This window comes from Bacillus sp. OV166 (genome assembly GCF_900177675.1).
In the GTDB taxonomy this organism is placed as follows: Bacteria; Bacillota; Bacilli; order Bacillales; family Cytobacillaceae; genus Neobacillus.
In genome coordinates this window covers 4752064-4769764 of record NZ_FXWM01000001.1, presented here as the reverse complement: position 1 = coordinate 4769764, position 17701 = coordinate 4752064, and the positions used below count along the sequence as shown (strand labels likewise).

Annotated in this window: 19 protein-coding genes and 1 other RNA gene; 13 read left to right on the top strand and 7 right to left on the bottom strand. The window is 37.3% G+C overall.

Features of this window, described 5'->3' with window-relative positions:
- The first annotated feature begins 37 nt into the window (after nucleotides 1-37).
- From CCK98_RS23355 to CCK98_RS23345, 3 genes are all read left to right on the top strand, one after another.
- The gene (locus tag CCK98_RS23355) at nucleotides 38-1015 is read left to right on the top strand and encodes a DUF2515 domain-containing protein (RefSeq protein WP_088088766.1); all 978 of its coding nucleotides are present in this window, start codon (nucleotides 38-40) and stop codon (nucleotides 1013-1015) included.
- Between the two features lie 351 nt (nucleotides 1016-1366).
- Nucleotides 1367-1642, top strand: a complete 276-nt coding sequence (locus CCK98_RS23350; RefSeq protein WP_088088765.1) for a hypothetical protein — start codon at nucleotides 1367-1369, stop codon at nucleotides 1640-1642.
- Nucleotides 1643-1811: 169 nt separating this feature from the next.
- Nucleotides 1812-2168 carry a DUF1798 family protein gene (locus CCK98_RS23345; protein WP_088088764.1) on the top strand — a complete coding sequence of 119 codons (357 nt, stop codon included), beginning with the start codon at nucleotides 1812-1814 and terminating at the stop codon, nucleotides 2166-2168.
- Between the two features lie 33 nt (nucleotides 2169-2201).
- On the opposite strand, the gene yppF is transcribed toward CCK98_RS23345, so the two are convergent.
- Entirely contained in the window at nucleotides 2202-2411 is a 210-nt protein-coding gene (gene yppF / locus CCK98_RS23340) for a YppF family protein (protein WP_088088763.1), read from the bottom strand.
- A 191-nt stretch (nucleotides 2412-2602) separates the two neighbouring features.
- Between yppF and CCK98_RS23335 the strand changes: the two genes are divergently transcribed.
- On the top strand, nucleotides 2603-3166 hold the full coding sequence (locus tag CCK98_RS23335; RefSeq protein ID WP_088088762.1) for a YppG family protein: 564 nt from the start codon (nucleotides 2603-2605) through the stop codon (nucleotides 3164-3166).
- A gap of 54 nt (nucleotides 3167-3220) precedes the next feature.
- On the opposite strand, the gene CCK98_RS23330 is transcribed toward CCK98_RS23335, so the two are convergent.
- Complete coding sequence (locus CCK98_RS23330) at nucleotides 3221-3703, bottom strand: Hsp20/alpha crystallin family protein (protein ID WP_088088761.1); 483 nt, start codon at nucleotides 3701-3703, stop codon at nucleotides 3221-3223.
- 191 nt (nucleotides 3704-3894) lie between these two features.
- On the opposite strand from CCK98_RS23330, the gene hcp reads away from it, so the two are divergent.
- A complete protein-coding gene (gene hcp, locus CCK98_RS23325) occupies nucleotides 3895-5193 on the top strand; it encodes a hydroxylamine reductase (protein WP_088088760.1) in 1299 nt (432 codons plus the stop codon).
- 44 nt (nucleotides 5194-5237) lie between these two features.
- Here the strand turns inward: hcp and CCK98_RS23320 are convergent, their stop codons facing one another.
- Nucleotides 5238-5936 carry a Crp/Fnr family transcriptional regulator gene (locus tag CCK98_RS23320; protein ID WP_088088759.1) on the bottom strand — a complete coding sequence of 233 codons (699 nt, stop codon included), beginning with the start codon at nucleotides 5934-5936 and terminating at the stop codon, nucleotides 5238-5240.
- Between the two features lie 211 nt (nucleotides 5937-6147).
- Between CCK98_RS23320 and CCK98_RS23315 the strand changes: the two genes are divergently transcribed.
- The 8 genes from CCK98_RS23315 (at nucleotide 6148) to CCK98_RS23280 (ending at nucleotide 15573) form a co-directional block, all read left to right on the top strand.
- Entirely contained in the window at nucleotides 6148-8424 is a 2277-nt protein-coding gene (locus CCK98_RS23315) for a DEAD/DEAH box helicase (RefSeq protein WP_088088758.1), read from the top strand.
- A 17-nt stretch (nucleotides 8425-8441) separates the two neighbouring features.
- Nucleotides 8442-9698, top strand: coding sequence for a ribonuclease H-like domain-containing protein (locus CCK98_RS23310; protein WP_088088757.1), 1257 nt, complete (start codon nucleotides 8442-8444; stop codon nucleotides 9696-9698).
- 448 nt (nucleotides 9699-10146) lie between these two features.
- Nucleotides 10147-10641, top strand: coding sequence for a CotD family spore coat protein (locus tag CCK98_RS23305; RefSeq protein WP_088088756.1), 495 nt, complete (start codon nucleotides 10147-10149; stop codon nucleotides 10639-10641).
- 130 nt (nucleotides 10642-10771) lie between these two features.
- A complete protein-coding gene (locus CCK98_RS23300; protein ID WP_088088755.1) occupies nucleotides 10772-11329 on the top strand; it encodes a DUF1273 domain-containing protein in 558 nt (185 codons plus the stop codon).
- A gap of 146 nt (nucleotides 11330-11475) precedes the next feature.
- Nucleotides 11476-11778 carry a cell division regulator GpsB gene (gene gpsB, locus CCK98_RS23295; protein WP_088088754.1) on the top strand — a complete coding sequence of 101 codons (303 nt, stop codon included), beginning with the start codon at nucleotides 11476-11478 and terminating at the stop codon, nucleotides 11776-11778.
- A 79-nt stretch (nucleotides 11779-11857) separates the two neighbouring features.
- An RNA gene (rnpB, locus tag CCK98_RS23290) (RNase P RNA component class B) lies at nucleotides 11858-12263 on the top strand.
- Nucleotides 12264-12435: 172 nt separating this feature from the next.
- Nucleotides 12436-13590: a class I SAM-dependent RNA methyltransferase gene (locus tag CCK98_RS23285; protein WP_088088753.1), complete on the top strand. Its 1155-nt coding sequence runs from the start codon at nucleotides 12436-12438 to the stop codon at nucleotides 13588-13590.
- Between the two features lie 60 nt (nucleotides 13591-13650).
- On the top strand, nucleotides 13651-15573 hold the full coding sequence (locus tag CCK98_RS23280; RefSeq protein WP_088088752.1) for an ATP-dependent DNA helicase: 1923 nt from the start codon (nucleotides 13651-13653) through the stop codon (nucleotides 15571-15573).
- A 58-nt stretch (nucleotides 15574-15631) separates the two neighbouring features.
- Here CCK98_RS23280 and CCK98_RS23275 read toward each other — a convergent pair whose 3' ends face one another.
- Genes CCK98_RS23275 through CCK98_RS23260 form a run of 4 tightly spaced genes read right to left on the bottom strand, consistent with a single transcriptional unit; the run spans nucleotide 15632 to nucleotide 17665 of the window.
- On the bottom strand, nucleotides 15632-15931 hold the full coding sequence (locus CCK98_RS23275; protein ID WP_088088751.1) for a metal-sulfur cluster assembly factor: 300 nt from the start codon (nucleotides 15929-15931) through the stop codon (nucleotides 15632-15634).
- A gap of 13 nt (nucleotides 15932-15944) precedes the next feature.
- Nucleotides 15945-17189, bottom strand: coding sequence for a hypothetical protein (locus CCK98_RS23270; protein ID WP_088088750.1), 1245 nt, complete (start codon nucleotides 17187-17189; stop codon nucleotides 15945-15947).
- Nucleotides 17190-17203: 14 nt separating this feature from the next.
- The gene (locus CCK98_RS23265) at nucleotides 17204-17410 is read right to left on the bottom strand and encodes a DUF2249 domain-containing protein (protein WP_088088749.1); all 207 of its coding nucleotides are present in this window, start codon (nucleotides 17408-17410) and stop codon (nucleotides 17204-17206) included.
- 21 nt (nucleotides 17411-17431) lie between these two features.
- Nucleotides 17432-17665, bottom strand: coding sequence for a DUF2249 domain-containing protein (locus tag CCK98_RS23260; protein ID WP_088088748.1), 234 nt, complete (start codon nucleotides 17663-17665; stop codon nucleotides 17432-17434).
- Nucleotides 17666-17701 lie beyond the last annotated feature (36 nt).

Genomic DNA, 17701 nt, shown 5'->3' with positions numbered 1-17701 from the left:
CTAATAATCTATTAAAAAAACTTAAGGGAAGATGAATATGAATCATCTTACAATACAGGAACGAACAATCATTCGTCAAATTCAAGATGAAACCAATAAAAAAAATGTCGATAATATCTCAAGGACTGAAGCATACTTTTCTTTTTTTAAAAAACATCCAGATATCATTTGGTCTTTCTTAGCAAGCATGGTATCTAGGAATGGGGGGTGGAATATGTGTGACCTCCAAGGGTCAATATTTCCTCAATTACTAACGGACTTGACGAGAAAGCAGCTTTTCCTTACCTATGAGCGGGCAAATTGGTTGATTTTCCATGATGTCTATCCACAGCTATTGGTCTACCAATATTCGACGAAATTAAATCGAAAAATGTTTCATTTACTCCCTTATTTTCATGTTTCTACGTTTATCCAAAAAGAATGGTTTCGATATTGGAAAGAAAATGATAAGAACAGACTAACCACTTCATTAATCATAAATGAACAAAATGTCATTCAAACACCGGTTATTGATCACCCTCTATATAAGAAAAAGGTTTTCCAATCGAAGCTTTTTTCTTTTCAAGATTGGTTTCATTTCAGTTGTGTACTATTTCCAACCTGTGGGGGAGAAGTATATGGGGCAAGTGCAAATGGTTTCAAATCACTTTCAAAAAGAATCAACTTGGGTAAAAGACTAGCTAGCATACTTTTTCATCCACGGCTATTTCCATATTTTTATGAATTCGCTGAAAAAACGCCGCATACTGGTTCAAGAAATGATTATGAACAATATTTTAAAATAAAAACTGGCCTGAAAACCCCGATTTTGCGAGTGAGCTTCCCAGTTATAAAGCATAATCAACATAAATATGAGGATTGGAGTATGCAACGCAGAGTATCCCCCACCTGGTTGCATCTTCCCGCACGACATCGTCACCCCATTCACCTTACTGATTGGTACTTTGCTAAATCAAACCAACTTCAATTAATGTTGGCCCTCCAAAAGACCTTGCAGCTAAAAAAATGGAAATAAAAAAGCAAGGGAAGTGTCCCTTGCTCTTTGGTTAGTTGTTATTCGGCAGGTCGATTTTCTCCCACAAGCTTTTTATCACCGTAGCCTGTTTTTGTTGCTGCATCTGATTGAACTGTTTGCTGCTTTTTGTTTTGTTTATTATTTTTTGACATTAAAAAACACCTCCAACAATAGCTTGTGCGCTTTTTTATTTTTTCATGCAGGGTTTAATCGATGTCGAATTACATGGGGGAAAATGCCATTTTCCCACTACCTTTGACGAATAGCTTCTAGTTTTGTCAGGGTAGAAGGAAGCCGAAAAAAGAAAGAGAATAATTATACTTAATAGAAAATGCTGGGAGGGTTTAATAGATGAATAAGCCATTGTCCGATAAGGAAAAGTTGATTTCAATGCTGTCAGAAATATACGATCAATTAGAAGAATTGGAAGTGGTGCTTGGAGCATCCTTCTCAGACCTGCGCAAAAGTTTAGACAAGAAAGAGCAGGCTAAGTTAATCGTATCAAAACAAAAACTAATGGGACTTGAACGGAGTATTGATAAAGTAAACTCCATTTCTAATTTAGAGATTGCCTGTGCCAATCCAAATCATGTGTCTAGAGCCTTACAACTTGAATTGGGCTATTAATTGCCTATAAAATAATAGTAACGATTAAAGTAGCATAAAGATCTTTGCTACTTTTTATTTTTTAGGCTATGTTAAAGCTTATTGCTGATTTTGGCACAAGTTGATTGGAGCGGAAATCAACAGCCAAGAATAACAGAGCCATTTTTTAAAGAAAGGGTTTATTAAAAAGATGTCTGAAGAAATTATCCAATTAACGGAAAAACTTTTAGCTTATAATAGTTTATTCATGAAGTACTATCTAGAGGGAAGGGAGTCAGGGCTCAAGCATGATTTTCATGAAGTGATTAAGCCATTTGCAAATGAAGTTAAGGAAATAAATGACCAATGGAAACATGCCATGAAGAAATGGCTGTCTGAAACGGACCATAAACATCTTCATTTAAAGCAAATCGACACGACATCTGAACATATTGACCAGTTGTCAATTCAATCCTTTTTCCCGGAAACTAGCAAAACGAGATTTTTAAATGCAAATCGTACAGTTGAATTTTTCCTCTTGGAAATATTAAAAGAGATTAAAAAATAGAAAAGAGATGCAGCTGCATCTCTTTAATTATTATTAAGAATGTTCGATGAGGGAGTTTACATTATCCGTTTCAGGTATTACCGCGCCTTGTTTTTCAAGTTCACGGACAAGAAGACGATATTCTTTAATGTTAATATCGTTTTGAATATACGCTTTCTTAGCAAAATCCATTAATGTATTAACATCATCTGGTGTATAATCCCGACTTTGAATAAATTTGCTTTTTAATTCGCGAATGTCCATATCTATTAGCTCCTCCTTCATCCTTTTTTCTATCGTATCACGAAAATAAGGGATTCCTAGTTTTTAAAATATTTAAACTTCAGACAAAATTCTCGTCATTTTGACATTATAATTCTTTTTCAAAAGAATCACCTTTCCTCTCTCTCCTTCATAATGTGTAGTAGATAAAAAAGCGGAGGAGATGTTTGCCCATGTTTGGCAAAAAAAGGCCGGCTAATTACCTCAATTATGAATACTCGGGGCAAATGATGCAGCAAGGTCCAGTTGGTCAGATCAGGAATCAGCAGCTTTTTAATAGTAATCAACCCTTCCATTACCAAGCTCAGCCCCAAAACTATGATTGGACCGCTTATCAACAACCCAATCAACAAATTCCTTATTACCCGCCAGTGTACCAGCAATATGGGCAAAACTATCAACCTGGCTACGTTTCTCAAAATACGCCATACAATAGCCAGCCCATTTCGCAAAAGGATTCGCAATTCCTATTCCAGAACCCTTTACAGCCACAGGATGAAATAGTTCAAAAACCACAGTATATGCCCATGAATGGTTATCCAGTGATGAACCCTTATCCTAAGCAAAGTGCAACCCCAAAACAGCCAGGAGGAGTCCAAACGTTTATGAATTCCTTCAAGTCCCAAGATGGATCGGTGGATATAAATAAAATGGTGAATACAGCAGGTCAAATGATGAATGCTGTTAACCAAGTATCATCACTTGTAAAGGGATTTGGTGGAATATTTAAAGCGTAATAAAAAAGACGGCTTTTTTACTAGCCGTCTTTTCATATGGAAGGGAAATGGAATTTAGTCTTCGATATCAATAATTTTCCCCTTTTCCTGTGGAATGCGGATTTTTAATAAACCATCACGATAGGATGCTTTCACTTTCTCTTCATTAATCGTATGCGGAAGTGAAACCGTTCTTGATGATTTTTGGCGTAAGTATTTACGTCGATATAAATGATTGATTTCGTCTTCCTCGGTTTCAAGTTCGTTATTTTCTACAGAAATAGTTAAATAATTTCCAGAAATGTTTAAATGAATTTGCTCTCTTTTTATCCCTGGCAGTTCTGCAGAGATGATGTATTCCCCACCTGTTTCAATCGTGTCAACATGAAAGCTCGATCCAGATGGAAATGGACTTTTAAAAAAATCATCGATTGATTGTAGAAAGCCTTTGATTGGTTTTTCATTGAAAAAGTCGTTCATCGATTTCATTAACTCGCCAAAAGCTTCTGTTTTCGGCTTTTTAGGGTCATTCTTATCACTCGGTACCTTAGATGACATTAAGTTCCCCTCGCTTTCCAATATTTCACTCGCTATTATATGCTGGATAAACTGGGTAGGTGCCGTCATCGTATGGCAATAATTTTATGAACGATTTATTACAGTTGCTTTAAATGTGATGTAAATCACATTAAATTTTTAGGGCGATTAGTATAGTAAAGCAGAAATAAAATCGAAAGTGAGGAACTAAAATGTTCTGTTATCAATGTGAACAAACTCCATCTGGCGGCTGTAATGTCATCGGTGTGTGTGGTAAGGATGAAACCATTGCTAGCTTACAAGACACGATTATTTTTGCATTAAAAGGAATTGCGGCCTATCGAACCCATGCTAATCAATTAGGATATACAGATCCTTTTGTCGATGCCACCACTCATGAAGCCCTTTATATGACTTTAACGAATTCAAATTTTAATGTTCAAGAACATATCGACATGGCGATGAAAGTTGGCCAATCAGCAGTCCGCGTAATGGAAATGCTAGATGAAGCTCATACAAAGCGTTTAGGCATCCCTGAGCCAATCCGGGTCAGCCAAAACAAAATTGAAGGAAAATGTATTATTGTTACAGGTCACAACTTATTTGCTTTAGAGGAACTATTAAAGCAAACAGAGGGAAAGGGTATCAATATCTATACGCACTCTGAAATGCTACCTGCACACGGCTATCCAGCATTGAAGAAATATACTCATCTAAAAGGGAATATCGGAAAAGCTTGGTACGACCAGCGACGACTTTTTGAAAATTTCCCTGGTGCGATTCTAGCAACGACCAACTGTGTAATGCCAATTAAAGGGTCATATGCAGACAGGATGTATACATATGAAGTAGCAGGTCTTGAAAATGTAGAGAAAATTATTAATGATGATTTTACACCATTAATTAACCGAGCTTTAGAGCTTCCTGAAGCAGCAATTGAATCCGAAGAAACATTGTTAACAGGGTTCCATCATGAAACGGTTCTAGGCTTAGCACCTGAAGTAATTGATGCAGTCAAAGCCGGTAAAATCAAGCGTTTCTTTGTTATCGCAGGCTGTGATGCACCGGGCCCTGGCGGAAATTATTATCGTGAACTTGCCACTTCACTACCGCCTGAGACTGTTATATTAACAACCTCTTGTGGGAAATTCCGCTTTAATGACGTGGATTATGGTGTGGTTCCGGGAACTAATATTCCACGGTATATAGATTTAGGTCAATGCAATAACTCTGGATCAACTGTTAAGATTGCTTTAGCACTTGCAGATGTATTTGGATGTGAAGTGAATGAACTTCCAGTCAGCATCGTGTTATCTTGGTTTGAACAAAAAGCAGTTGCTATTTTGCTTGGTTTATTTAGCTTAGGGATCCAGGATATCCGCATTGGCCCGAAGCCGCCTGAATTTATCTCTGAGGGGGTATTACAGGTCCTTCAGGACACCTTTAATCTAAAATTGATTGGAACAGCTAAAGAAGACATGGAAGATATGCTACAGGTCTCAATTATATAAGTATAATAAAACCGCAGCATAGATTTGCTGCGGTTTTTAGTGTTTTAGATTAGATTAATTTCTTCCATGAGAATTTCAACATCTACGATCATGTTGCCTTCTTCATCTACTTCTATTAATTCATCTTTTTTCATTTTTGTTAGCGTCCTGCTTATGGTTTCTCTTGTCGTGCCGATCATATTGGCAAGATCCTTATTCGTGAATTCAGATTTTAATAGGATCGTACCATCTTCTTGTTCTTTACCATGCTTCTGGGCGAGCCGAATCAGTAGTTTAATAATTTGTTCGTATGTGTTATTGAGAATCTGTTCTTCTAAACGATTTTGCAAATCAACGATTTTTTCTCCTAATACTTTAAAAACTTTAATACATAGTTCTGGGTTTTCAATCAGTACAGTTTCAAATTTTGAAATTGGAACAGCAATAAGTGTTGAGGACTCAAGTACTTCTGCATAGGCTGGGTAATCGCCTTTTCTGAAAAACCCTACATGGGGAAACATCTCACCTTTTTTAGCAATGGCGACGATTTGTTCTTTGCCATTAATGTCACTTTTATAAATTTTAATTTTTCCGTCATTAATAAAATAGACATTTTCAAGCGGGTCACCTTGGAGAAACACATGACTATGTTTTTTCCATTCCCTAGCAATAGCAATGTCAGAGATTTTTGTTATTTCAAAATCATTTAATTCACGAAAAAGGGTAAAATCAGCGAGCACCCTTTTAATTTCTTCAATTTTCATCCAATCACCTTCAAATATAGATTCCGTTACTATCTATTGTAACAAAAATTCTAGTAATAGTTTAATGTTATTGATATTTATTGTTTAAGTAGAATTTAAAGTTATTCTTACCATTGGAAAAAAATACTAGGTATTTAAAAAATAAAAAAGTCGTTTTTTCTTTTGTTACGAACGTTCATTCGTTAAAATAGAAGTAATGAGGTGAGGAAGCATGAGGCTAAGAAAAAGCCTGCAAGAAATTTTGTCAGACTTAAAAATAAATGATCAATTTAAGGAAAATATCGTTACATGGCACACCATCGAGGAAAAGCCGGCCCAAACAGTCCCGATGCCAAGAGACCTTCATCCGATTTTAAAGTCTGCTCTAAAGAGCAAGGGAATTGAACAACTTTATACACATCAAAAATCGGCCTATGAAAAAATTATTGAGGGAAAAAGTATCGTCGCTGTTACCCCTACAGCTTCAGGAAAGACCCTGTGCTATAATCTTCCAGTTTTGCAATCGATTCTATCTAATCCAAGTACACGGGCTCTTTATATGTTTCCTACGAAAGCACTCGCACAGGACCAAAAGAGTGAAATCAATGAGATAATTCAAGCAGCGGGTGTAGATATAAACAGCTACACGTATGATGGGGATACACCTGCAAATATTCGTCAAAGAGTGAGACAAGCGGGGCATGTGGTTATTACTAATCCAGATATGCTCCATTCAGCCATCCTGCCACATCATACCAAATGGGTTTCTTTGTTTGAAAACCTTAAATTTGTTGTCATCGATGAACTTCATACCTATCGAGGTGTTTTTGGCAGTCATGTGGCCAATGTGATTAGAAGATTAAAACGTATTTGTAAGTATTATGGGAGTAACCCTGTATTTATTTGCACGTCAGCAACCATTGCTAATCCACTTGAACTCGCAGAGACCCTAACAGAAGAAAAGATGAACCTGATTGATAATAATGGGGCCCCTAGTGGTACAAAGCATTTTCTATTCTATAATCCACCTATTGTAAACAAACCATTAAACATTAGAAGAAGTGCCACACTTGAGGTTCGGAAAATTGCGGGTGAACTTTTAAAAAATAAAATTCAAACTATCGTTTTTGCGAGAAGCAGAGTTAGAGTTGAAATCATTTTGACCTATTTGCAGGAATTAGTGAAGAATCAGTTGGGAGCAAAATCCATAATGGGCTATCGGGGCGGGTATCTCCCAACCGAACGAAGGAAGATTGAAAAAGGGCTTCGTTCAGGTGATATATACGGTGTGGTCAGTACGAATGCTCTTGAACTAGGAGTGGATATTGGGCAGTTGCAAGTGTGTATCATGACAGGCTACCCTGGTACGATATCCAGCGCATGGCAGCAGGCTGGAAGAGCGGGAAGAAGGCATGGAGAAGCCCTAGTCATTATGGTAGCAAGCTCCAGTCCCCTAGATCAATACATCATCCAGAATCCGGATTACTTTTTTAACAATAGCCCTGAAACAGCAAGGATTAATCCTGATAATTTAATTATTTTAATCGATCATATGAAATGTGCTGCCTATGAACTCCCTTTTAAAGCGGGTGAGCATTTTGGAAGTGTAGAAACAGAGGAACTACTAGAATATTTAACAGAAGAACGTGTCCTTTATCATAATGGCGGGAAATGGTATTGGATGAATGATTCTTTTCCAGCACATAACATTAGTTTAAGGTCTGCATCACAAGAGAACGTGATTATCGTTGATCAGTCAGATGTTGCGAATGTAAAAGTAATTGGCGAAATGGACCGTTTTTCAGCGATGACGCTTCTCCATGATGAAGCAATTTATTTACATCAAGGGACTCAATTCCAGGTAGAAAAGCTTGATTGGGAAGAGAAAAAGGCGTTCGTTAGGGAAGTCGATGTAGACTATTATACTGATGCCAATCTAGCGGTTCAATTAAAAGTACTGGAAGTAGACAAACTTGAATCAAAAGATGATGCTGAATTCGGTTATGGGGATGTTAGTGTAAGGGCGATGGCCACAATTTTTAAGAAAATTAAATTCGAAACCCACGAAAATATAGGATCTGGACCGATCCAATTACCGGAAGAGGAGCTTCATACAAATGCGGCCTGGATTTCCTTAAACCAGCCGATATCAGAAATGGGCCATGAGCGACTCGAACAGGGTCTTGTCGGGACTGCGCATGCACTAAACCATATAGCTCCCTTATTCGTAATGGCCGACCCTCAGGATATTCATGTCATTCCGCAAGTAAAGGCAGACCATAACGAAAAGCCAACCATTTTCTTTTATGATCGCTACCCAGGTGGGATAGGATTAAGCGAGAAAATACACACAGGTATGTCGGAAGTATTTGAGGAAACAAAGAAAATGATTACTCGCTGTCAATGCGGATTTGGCTGCCCTTCATGTATTGGTACAGACACCGTTAGTGATACAGCAAAAAATGATACCTTAAAAATTATTGAAGCCTTTTTAAAACCCTCAATATAGGAGAAGGAAGATTAGCGATGTCGTTAAAAAATAAATTAAATCGTTTAAAACCACATCTTTCTGTTGGCGTTCAATCTGAAAAAATTAGTACTCCTCCTTTAGCGGTTAACATTGAGGTTCCTTTCAAGGAACAATGGGAGCAAGAAAACGTTTTTCCATATTTTATGGATCAAAATTACTGTTTAATCAGAGAAGTGAAATATCCACTCTCATATCAGCATGGTCATTACTGTTTTCGTGATTTTCTAACCGCAGTAGATATATGGAACAAACAGCCCGTAAATCATCCTTTATCAGCAGAAGGGCATCAAGCGGAAGAATTATTCTTTTTTGATACTGAAACGACTGGACTTGGCGGTGGGGTCGGAAACACGATTTTTTTACTCGGCTATGCGAGCATTTCTGGTGATTCCCTTATCTTAAGACAACATATTTTACCGAATCCGGGGGCAGAGGTCCCTTTATATCAAAGCTTTCTAGAAAAAGTGAATTATAAAACGCTGGTTACTTATAATGGGAAGTCATTTGATTGGCCGCAGGTAAAAACAAGGCATACGCTCGTAAGAGAACATGTGCCAAAGCTGCCGCAGTTTGGGCATTTCGATTTATTTCATGCGGCTAGAAGGCTATGGAAGCATAAATTAGACCGTTTAAAGTTAGCTGTTGTGGAGAAAGAGGTCCTTGGCGTAGAAAGGGTAGATGACATTCCTGGCTTTTTGGCTCCGATGATTTACTTTGAGTTTATTGATAGTAAACAGCCTAATGGAATGCTTGGTATTCTAAAACATAATGAAATTGATATTTTATCGCTTGTTACCTTGTATACACATATAACCTTTCAACTATGTGGAACAGATACTTCTCAAACCAGACCCGAGTCCTTTGAGGTAGGGCGCTGGTTTGCTTCATTAGGAGAACAAAATGAAGCAGAAAAAGTTTTGACCAAGCTTGCAAATGGAAGTGATTTTACTTCCTATCAAGCAAAGCATGCTTTAGCTATACAACATAAAAAAGAACGCGACTGGGAAAAAGCACGGAAATTGTTTTCGGATGTTGTTGATTCGGGTGATAAACCAATGATGTTAGATGCATGCCTGGAGCTAGCCAAGATCCATGAACATAGGCTAAAAGATTATCAACTTGCGTTGGATTATTGTCATAAGGCAATTATGATCGTATCCCAATTTGAAAAACCACCTAAAATTACAGATCAAAAAAGCTTAGAACAACTCAAATTTCGTCATAGCCGGATAGAGCGAAAAAATGCAAAATAACCGGTCTGACTATTGTTTTTTGTAAAGTTCATCTAATTGCCACAAAATCAGTGAAAATTAATTTAAAAAACCAGCATTTCCATATTGTTTATCATAGTTGAAAGAGGTAAAATTTGAAATTGGATTGAGAAAAAAAACGACTAACAAAACATTTGGAGCTGGTAACATGTATAAAGCGATTTTATTCTTATTTTTTATTGTCGTTTGTTTGACTGCAGTTATTTTTACGAGTTTAAAAGATAGCTTTTATTCTTTTTTATAAATGAAACATATGTCTAGGGTGGGCAGCCCTTTTTTGAGCAAAACTAGGCATATCTGAACATATATAAATATTGAAAACATAGCAATGAACGTATTAAACCAAAAAAATAGGTATTTTCATTAGTACAAGAGTAATCCCTTCAACATAGGCTGTAATGTAAACAACTATTTGAAGGGAGACTATTATATGTATCTTGGAACTAATTTTATGCCGCCAGTCATTCATCCGACTAAACAAATTGTGAACCATACGTTTTCAACAACAGTGGTTCCCCATATTCACCCTGTCCACACAACAACGGTGAATCACCATATGTATCAACATAAACATTACTGCCCGCATACAGCATCGTGTGCTGAGGATTGTTGCAATCAGCATATTGATTGCTGTAACCCATGTGCACCAACCGCCATGCCAGTAGCTATGCCAGCAGCTAATGCTTTACCAAATGTACCCCCAGGAATGGGAGGCCCAGGCTTTGGACCAGGAGGCCCAGGGTTTGGCCCAGGAGGCCCAGGGTTTGGCCCAGGAGGCCCAGGCTTTGGCCCAGGAGGCCCAGGCTTTGGACCAGGGGGCCCAGGGTTTGGCCCAGGAGGCCCAGGTTTCGGACCAGGAGGCCCAGGTTTCGGACCAGGAGGCCCAGGCTTTGCACCAGGACCATTCATGGGTCCTAGACGTTAATTGAAATAATGTATTTTGCAGGGGCTTTTTAGCCCTTGTTTTTTAATTTTTATTTACTAATATGATATGCTTGTTTCATTCAAATGTTTGTCCATTTTAAAAAAAATTCTTGGTGAGGAGAACGTTCTATATGAAAGTTCTAGCCATTTCAGGTTATAAACCCTATGAATTAGGAATTTTTAAAAATGACCATCCATCTGTATTATTTCTCAAGGCTGCAATTAAAAAATCACTCATCCCAATGATAGACGAAGGACTAGAGTGGGTGCTGATAAGTGGCCAATTAGGTGTGGAACTGTGGGCAGCTGAGGTTGTATTTGAATTGAAAATGGAATTTCCAAATCTAAAACTAGCAGTAATAACGCCATTTTTAGATCAGCAAGCGTCTTGGAAGGAAAATAATCAGGAATGGTATGAGTCAGTTTTAGCACAAGCTGATTTCATTGATTCTGTTACGAAAAAGGGATATGAAAAACCGTGGCAATTTAGGCTGAAAAATCAATTTTTTATAGAAAAAAGTGAGGGACTCCTCCTCCTTTACGATCAGGAAAGAGATGGGAGCCCAAAATACCTATATGAAATGGCACTTGAATACCAAAAAAAACATCTATATCCGATTGAGCTGATTACATTTTATGATTTGCAAATGATTGTCGAAGAAGAACAAATGAAACTCGCTGACTTTTAACCTTATTAGTCATTTTTTTAAGTACAAATCCATATATTGAAATGATTTATCAAATCATAAATTTAACAAAACAAATGAAAATTGACAAAACTACATATTTTTGAAAAAATAATAGGTAGTGATTGGCGAATACTGAGGTGAATTGAATGCTGTCAGATAAAGTGAAATTAACAGCTAAGGATATTTTAGAAAAAGAGTTTAAGACTGGCGTACGCGGCTATAAACAAGAAGACGTTGATAAGTTTTTGGATTTAATCATTAAAGATTATGCAACATTTCATCAGGAGGTTGAAGATCTTCAACAGGAAAATCTTCGGCTTCGGAAACAGCTTGAAGAAACTTCAAAAAGACAGCCCGCAGCACAGCCTGCAGGTACCACAAATTTTGATATCTTGAAGCGATTATCCAATCTTGAAAAACATGTTTTTGGTAACAAGCTCTACGATTAACAGAATGTATTACAATTTCCTAGAAATAACCATTGAATTACCAGCGTGAAATACATATAATAAATTGTATTCATTAATAACGTTCGGGTAATCGCTGTGAGAAGCATTTGCATTCTTGCAGAGGAAAGTCCATGCTCGCACGAGCTGAGATGCTCGTAGTGTTCGTGCCTAGTGAATTCATAAGCTAGGGCAGCTGGGGCTAGCATCCAGTTGACGGCCGGGAAAATACCTAAGTCCTTTTGGGGATATGGTATGAATACCTATAAAAGTGCCACAGTGACGTAGCCTTTCCAGAAATGGAAAGGGTGGAACGGGTAAACCCCACGAGCGAGAAACCCAAATAATGGTAGGGGCACTTTCTCTTAGGAATTGAACAAGGAGAAGGACAGGTTCAAATCTGAACCTGTAGATAGATGATTACCACCTAAGTACGAGACACACCCGTGTCGTTTGGAGTACACTGGTACAGAACATGGCTTACAGAACGTTATTAATGGGAAAGTATGCTGGATATTAAATGGCTCTCCTGATAAGGAGAGCTTTTTATTATTAATAGACATATTGCATTCGTTGTCGACTTTTTGTCAATAATGAAAGCGAATTAAGATTATTTTTATTAAACATAAACATACATACAAATGAATTAAGGGTGAAAAAATGGGAAATTATCAATTAATAGCTACGGCGGCAATGGGACTTGAAGCTTTAGTTGCCAAAGAAGTACGATCATTAGGATATGACTGTGAAGTTGAAAATGGCAAAGTCACCTACACTGGTGATGAATATGCGATAGCCCGCAGTAATTTATGGCTCCGAACAGCGGACAGAATTAAGATCAAGGTCGGAGAATTTAAGGCTTATACCTTTGATGAATTATTCGAGAAAACCAAGGCACTCCCGTGGGAAAAATTCTTACCTGAAGACGCGGAATTTCCTGTGGTTGGTAAATCTGTAAAGTCAAAGCTCTTTAGTGTTTCTGATTGCCAGGCAATTGTTAAAAAAGCAGTGGTAGAACGAATGAAACAACATTATAAACGAAGTACCTGGTTTGAGGAAACCGGTGCTTATTTTCGCATCGAAGTGGCACTATTAAAAGATGTTGCTACAATCACCATTGACACTAGTGGTCAAGGGCTTCATAAACGCGGCTATCGTCTCGATCAGGGGGAGGCACCCCTAAAGGAAACACTTGCTGCTGCACTTGTCTTACTTACCAATTGGAAGGCAGACCGTCCTTTTATGGATCCTTTCTGCGGCTCAGGGACAATTCCCATTGAAGCGGCGATGATAGGGCAAAATATCGCTCCAGGTTTTAACAGAGAATTTGTTTCTGAGCGTTGGAATTGGTTTTCTTCAAAGATTTGGGAGGACGCTAGAAATGAAGCAGAGGACCTTGCAAATTATGATCAACCATTAGACATATTAGGCACTGATATCGACCATAGAATGGTGAAAATTGCCCAAGAAAACGCCTTTGAAGCCGGATTCGCTGACTTAATTCATTTCAAGCAAATGCAGGTTAAAGATATTTCTACCAATAAACAGTATGGTGTCATAGTCGGAAATCCACCTTATGGTGAAAGACTTGGGGATAAAAAAGCGGTCGAACACATGTATAAAGAAATGGGTGAAGCATTCAATGCGCTTGATACATGGTCAATTTATATCCTGACTTCTAATGAACAGTTCGAACAATTTTATGGAAAGCCAGCGACAAGGAAGAGAAAGCTATTTAATGGCTTTATTCGTACTGACCTTTATCAATATTGGGGAAAGAAACCTCCTCGTCAAAATGAACTGAATCTAGAATAATCAATCGATTAATATACTTATGTTTGTGGTAACACATGAAAGTTTTTTGGGGAGGGTACTATGCAAAAACGCATGCCATTTGACATTGCAAAAACTGAGTCCTTTTATGATAAATTAGGTGAATGGATTGGTGACTTATTTTATGATGTTTTGCCTGAAGCTGGATTCGAACTAAGAGATGAACAGATATATATGGCTTTTCAACTTGAAAATGCCTACAAAGATAAAAAAGTAATGTTTGCTGAAGCAGGCGTTGGAACGGGAAAAACCATCGTATATTTGCTTTATGCGATAATGTATGCACGCTATACCAATCGTCCGGCTGTTATTGCTTGTGCGGATGAGACTTTAATTGAGCAGTTGGTTAAAAAAGAGGGAGATATCGCAAAGTTGGAGAAAATTCTTGGCCTGGATATCGATGTCCGTTTGGCAAAATCGCGAGATCAATACCTTTGTTTAAAAAAGCTAGACCTGACCAGGAATACTGATTTTTCAGATGAGATTTCAGATATTTATGAAAAACTGCCTGATTTTGTTCATTCTGTTGGCTCCATGCAAACATTTGAAAAATATGGTGACAGAAGAGATTATCCAGCTTTATCAGATGAAAAATGGAGTGAAGTTAATTGGGATGCTGTCCAAGATTGTTTTTCTTGTGAAAAGCGTCATCGCTGTGGGCTGACTTTGCACCGTGATTATTATCGACATTCAGAGGATTTAATTATCTGTTCCCATGATTTTTATATGGAGCATATCTGGACAAAGGAATCAAGAAAGCGAGAAGGGCAGCTTCCGCTTTTACCTGAACATTCTTCCGTTGTTTTTGATGAAGGACACCTGCTTGAATATGCAGCGCAAAAAGCATTGAGCTACCGGTTTACTGATTATACATTAGAAACCCTGCTCAATAGGTTAATGGAAAATGAAGTACGTGAGAAGACCTTGTATACGATTGATGAGGCTTTATTAGATAACGAGGCATTTTTTGATGCGATTTCACAATTCTCCTCTCTTTCACAAGGTTCTGAAAAACAAATGATTACGAAGCATCCATTAGTTTTAAAAACATGCAGAAAGTTACTTTCAACCCTTCAAGGATTAGAGGAGGAATTAGTGTTTGAAAGTGAGTTATATGTCATTAATGAGTACGATCTGAAAATTGTCGAGGAATATTTGGAGCAAATCACCTATTCGTTATCACTTTTTCTTCAGGAATTAAACGGAATCACTTGGTTCGAGGAAAAAGGGGGAGAACGCACACTGGTTATTATGCCTAAAATGGTCGAGGAAGTAATGCGGGAAGAAGTTTTCACTCAGAAAAAGCCGTTTATTTTCTCATCTGCGACGCTAGCAAATCAAAAGTCGTTCGACTATATTGCTTCTAGTATCGGGGTTGATGACTACTTATCTTTTTCAGTGACATCTCCTTTTGATTATGATGATAGGATGGAGCTTTACCTTCCAAAATTTAAAGATGCTGATATTGAAGGGAAATTAGAATATATTTTAGAGGAAATTCGCAAATCAGAGGGACGCGCATTAGTTCTTTTAAATAATAAAGAGGAATTGGCTCAACTAAAGAAAAAGCTATCAGGAGCAGTCCCGTATCCAGTTTATTTTGAAGGCGATGAAGAAATAAGCACACTTGTTTCTAAATTTCAGAATGAAGAACATGCGATACTTTGTTCACTTCATCTATGGGAAGGTCTTGATATTCCGGGAAGATCACTTGAAAATGTCTTGATATTTTCACTTCCTTTTCCACCTAATGATCCTGTCTTTACCGCAAAAAAGGCCGGTGTAGATAACCCATTTACGGAAGTTGACTTGCCGTATATGCTTCTCCGCTTACGTCAAGGCGTTGGCCGCTTGATCAGGAGTGAAAAGGATCAAGGAACGGTTCATATTTTAGTTGATGAAGATATCGACACAAATGTCTTACAGAAAATTAAAGAAGTATTGCCAACAGAGGCTAAAGATTGATATTCATGAAGAATAAACAAAGCGGAAGGACCTATTAAAGGCTCTTCCGCTTTGTATTTTATCTACCTAATAATCGTAGGCCTTCAGCTGTCATTTTGTCTGGTGACCAGGCTGGCTCCCAGACAAGATTTACTTCAACTTTTTTAGTTTCATCCATTCCTTCCACACAATAACGTACCCCGCTGGTTATGCTGTCATGGAGTGGGCAGCCGGGTGTTGTTAACGTCATGGTAATAGTAACATCAGTGGTTTCTGTTACCTCTACATTATAAATTAAGCCTAGGTCAACGACATTTATATTTAATTCAGGATCGTAAACACTCTTTAACTCAGTTAGGATCTTTTCTTTTATATTCATCATAAACACCTCACTATTTTTTTAATACGCTTAGGATATTAATTGCAATGATAATAAAAACAATCGAAAGTACGGACTGACCAACATTAAAGAGAATAGCAATATGAAAAGCTAGAGCACAAAAAACTATCAGTATAGCGACAATAAATAAAGAAAATAACGGAATAACCATTTTTTCATTCATCATCTCTTTTAATGAAGGGACCTTATTTTTCCCGATTTCCTTACTGTATTTGTAAGTCCACCAAAGGAATGGAACTATTTTATATAAATAACTAACAATACTTAAGACAATCCAAAGTAATAAATAGGCATAGATAAGCGGGCCAGTAAAAGTGTTAACATCATGATTCCAAAGCATTATAAAAGCTGCAAAATGAATGACATTTCCAAACCCAATAGCCACTAGTGCAATCGTAAAAGGTTTATCTAATGTTTTCTTCAATCTTTTTTTGATGATTATTCTAATATGCCAGCTGAAAATGGAAAATCCTATTAAAAGCAGCAAGAAACCAATTTTCAAAAGGGTATTGTTATTAGTAAAGAAGGAAACCAGCGATACAACAAGACCTGAAAGATAAAAAACATAAACATATTTAGCCTGAATCATCGGAAAACCATGAGTTAGCGAAAACATAGGCACCATCTTATATGAAAATCCAAAAATTAACAATGTAAACCAACCAGTAACTCCCATTAATAAATGGGCTTTAAAAATCGATTGATAATATTCACCGGCAAATCCTGTTTTTAAGCAATAAATCAATGTAATCCCTAAAGAAATCGTAATAAATAAACAAACAAGGGACGAACCGACGAAAGCTGTAAGAATAGTTGGTTTTGCTTGTTTTTTTAGTGTCAAAAACATTTGGAATAAAAACATTAAGATGCCGAGTAAAGTAAGGACACCAGGAATCATTGCATTTTGTGGTGACCAATATAACATCGCTGAAAATGAAGTTATACCGATCGCAGTAAGAAAAAATTGTATAAAACCAAATCTTTCATTCCATATTTTAGTTAGGAATGCAACAGGTACAAGCTGATACATCGCTCCCATTGCTGCCATTAATGCCCAGCCTAGAATTAATAAATGGGCTGTTGCCCAAATTACTGGGATTCTAAAGCTCCCATCCGCCATCAATTGACCATTTACTAAAAGAAGAATTTGTGAAAACACCAAGGCAATTAAACTAAACAAGATAAATGAAAATGGAAGCATAATATTCGTTTCACTTCCCATATTTTGAGGAAGCATGACATTTCACCCTCTTACCGGAAGATTTCAATTTTAAAACTTCCGTCATTTTGTTGTTCTGTACGCTGCTGATAGCCTAATTCTTCTAATTGCTCATAAAGGAACATCGGCCTGCGGTCATTAATTATTGTCAAAACCTCATTTTTCCCAAGGGTTTCCAAGGCGGCTAAGGTTCTCATCATTGGCTGTGGCGGTTCTAAACCTCGATTATCCAAAATCATGAATATTCACCCCTTCTTCCATTAAGCTTTCTTTGTAAAAGTTACTTTCCAATGTTTACTCTCAATTTCTTCTTCTTCATGAGTAAAGCCTTTTGCTTTTAATACCGCGAAAAGTGGTACTGGTTTAAAGGGGGCATGAAGGATAAATATATCATTATCCTTTACTTCCTTAATAGCCTCTATTATTTTTTGAAAGGGTTCAATTTTATTCTTTAAATCCTCGCGTACATCAAGTTCGATAATTCGTTGTTCCATCGTAGTTACAACTCCTCTTATATTTTATAAATCCAA

Bases quoted from the DNA above. Each gene is read 5' to 3' on its own strand.
- CCK98_RS23355 (WP_088088766.1), top strand. From the start codon at position 38: ATGAATCATCTTACAATACAGGAACGAACAATCATTCGTCAAATTCAA.
- CCK98_RS23350 (WP_088088765.1), top strand. From the start codon at position 1,367: ATGAATAAGCCATTGTCCGATAAGGAAAAGTTGATTTCAATGCTGTCA.
- CCK98_RS23345 (WP_088088764.1), top strand. From the start codon at position 1,812: ATGTCTGAAGAAATTATCCAATTAACGGAAAAACTTTTAGCTTATAAT.
- yppF (WP_088088763.1), bottom strand. From the start codon at position 2,411: ATGGACATTCGCGAATTAAAAAGCAAATTTATTCAAAGTCGGGATTAT.
- CCK98_RS23335 (WP_088088762.1), top strand. From the start codon at position 2,603: ATGTTTGGCAAAAAAAGGCCGGCTAATTACCTCAATTATGAATACTCG.
- CCK98_RS23330 (WP_088088761.1), bottom strand. From the start codon at position 3,703: ATGTCATCTAAGGTACCGAGTGATAAGAATGACCCTAAAAAGCCGAAA.
- hcp (WP_088088760.1), top strand. From the start codon at position 3,895: ATGTTCTGTTATCAATGTGAACAAACTCCATCTGGCGGCTGTAATGTC.
- CCK98_RS23320 (WP_088088759.1), bottom strand. From the start codon at position 5,936: ATGAAAATTGAAGAAATTAAAAGGGTGCTCGCTGATTTTACCCTTTTT.
- CCK98_RS23315 (WP_088088758.1), top strand. From the start codon at position 6,148: ATGAGGCTAAGAAAAAGCCTGCAAGAAATTTTGTCAGACTTAAAAATA.
- CCK98_RS23310 (WP_088088757.1), top strand. From the start codon at position 8,442: ATGTCGTTAAAAAATAAATTAAATCGTTTAAAACCACATCTTTCTGTT.
- CCK98_RS23305 (WP_088088756.1), top strand. From the start codon at position 10,147: ATGTATCTTGGAACTAATTTTATGCCGCCAGTCATTCATCCGACTAAA.
- CCK98_RS23300 (WP_088088755.1), top strand. From the start codon at position 10,772: ATGAAAGTTCTAGCCATTTCAGGTTATAAACCCTATGAATTAGGAATT.
- gpsB (WP_088088754.1), top strand. From the start codon at position 11,476: ATGCTGTCAGATAAAGTGAAATTAACAGCTAAGGATATTTTAGAAAAA.
- CCK98_RS23285 (WP_088088753.1), top strand. From the start codon at position 12,436: ATGGGAAATTATCAATTAATAGCTACGGCGGCAATGGGACTTGAAGCT.
- CCK98_RS23280 (WP_088088752.1), top strand. From the start codon at position 13,651: ATGCAAAAACGCATGCCATTTGACATTGCAAAAACTGAGTCCTTTTAT.
- CCK98_RS23275 (WP_088088751.1), bottom strand. From the start codon at position 15,931: ATGAATATAAAAGAAAAGATCCTAACTGAGTTAAAGAGTGTTTACGAT.
- CCK98_RS23270 (WP_088088750.1), bottom strand. From the start codon at position 17,189: ATGCTTCCTCAAAATATGGGAAGTGAAACGAATATTATGCTTCCATTT.
- CCK98_RS23265 (WP_088088749.1), bottom strand. From the start codon at position 17,410: ATGATTTTGGATAATCGAGGTTTAGAACCGCCACAGCCAATGATGAGA.
- CCK98_RS23260 (WP_088088748.1), bottom strand. From the start codon at position 17,665: ATGGAACAACGAATTATCGAACTTGATGTACGCGAGGATTTAAAGAAT.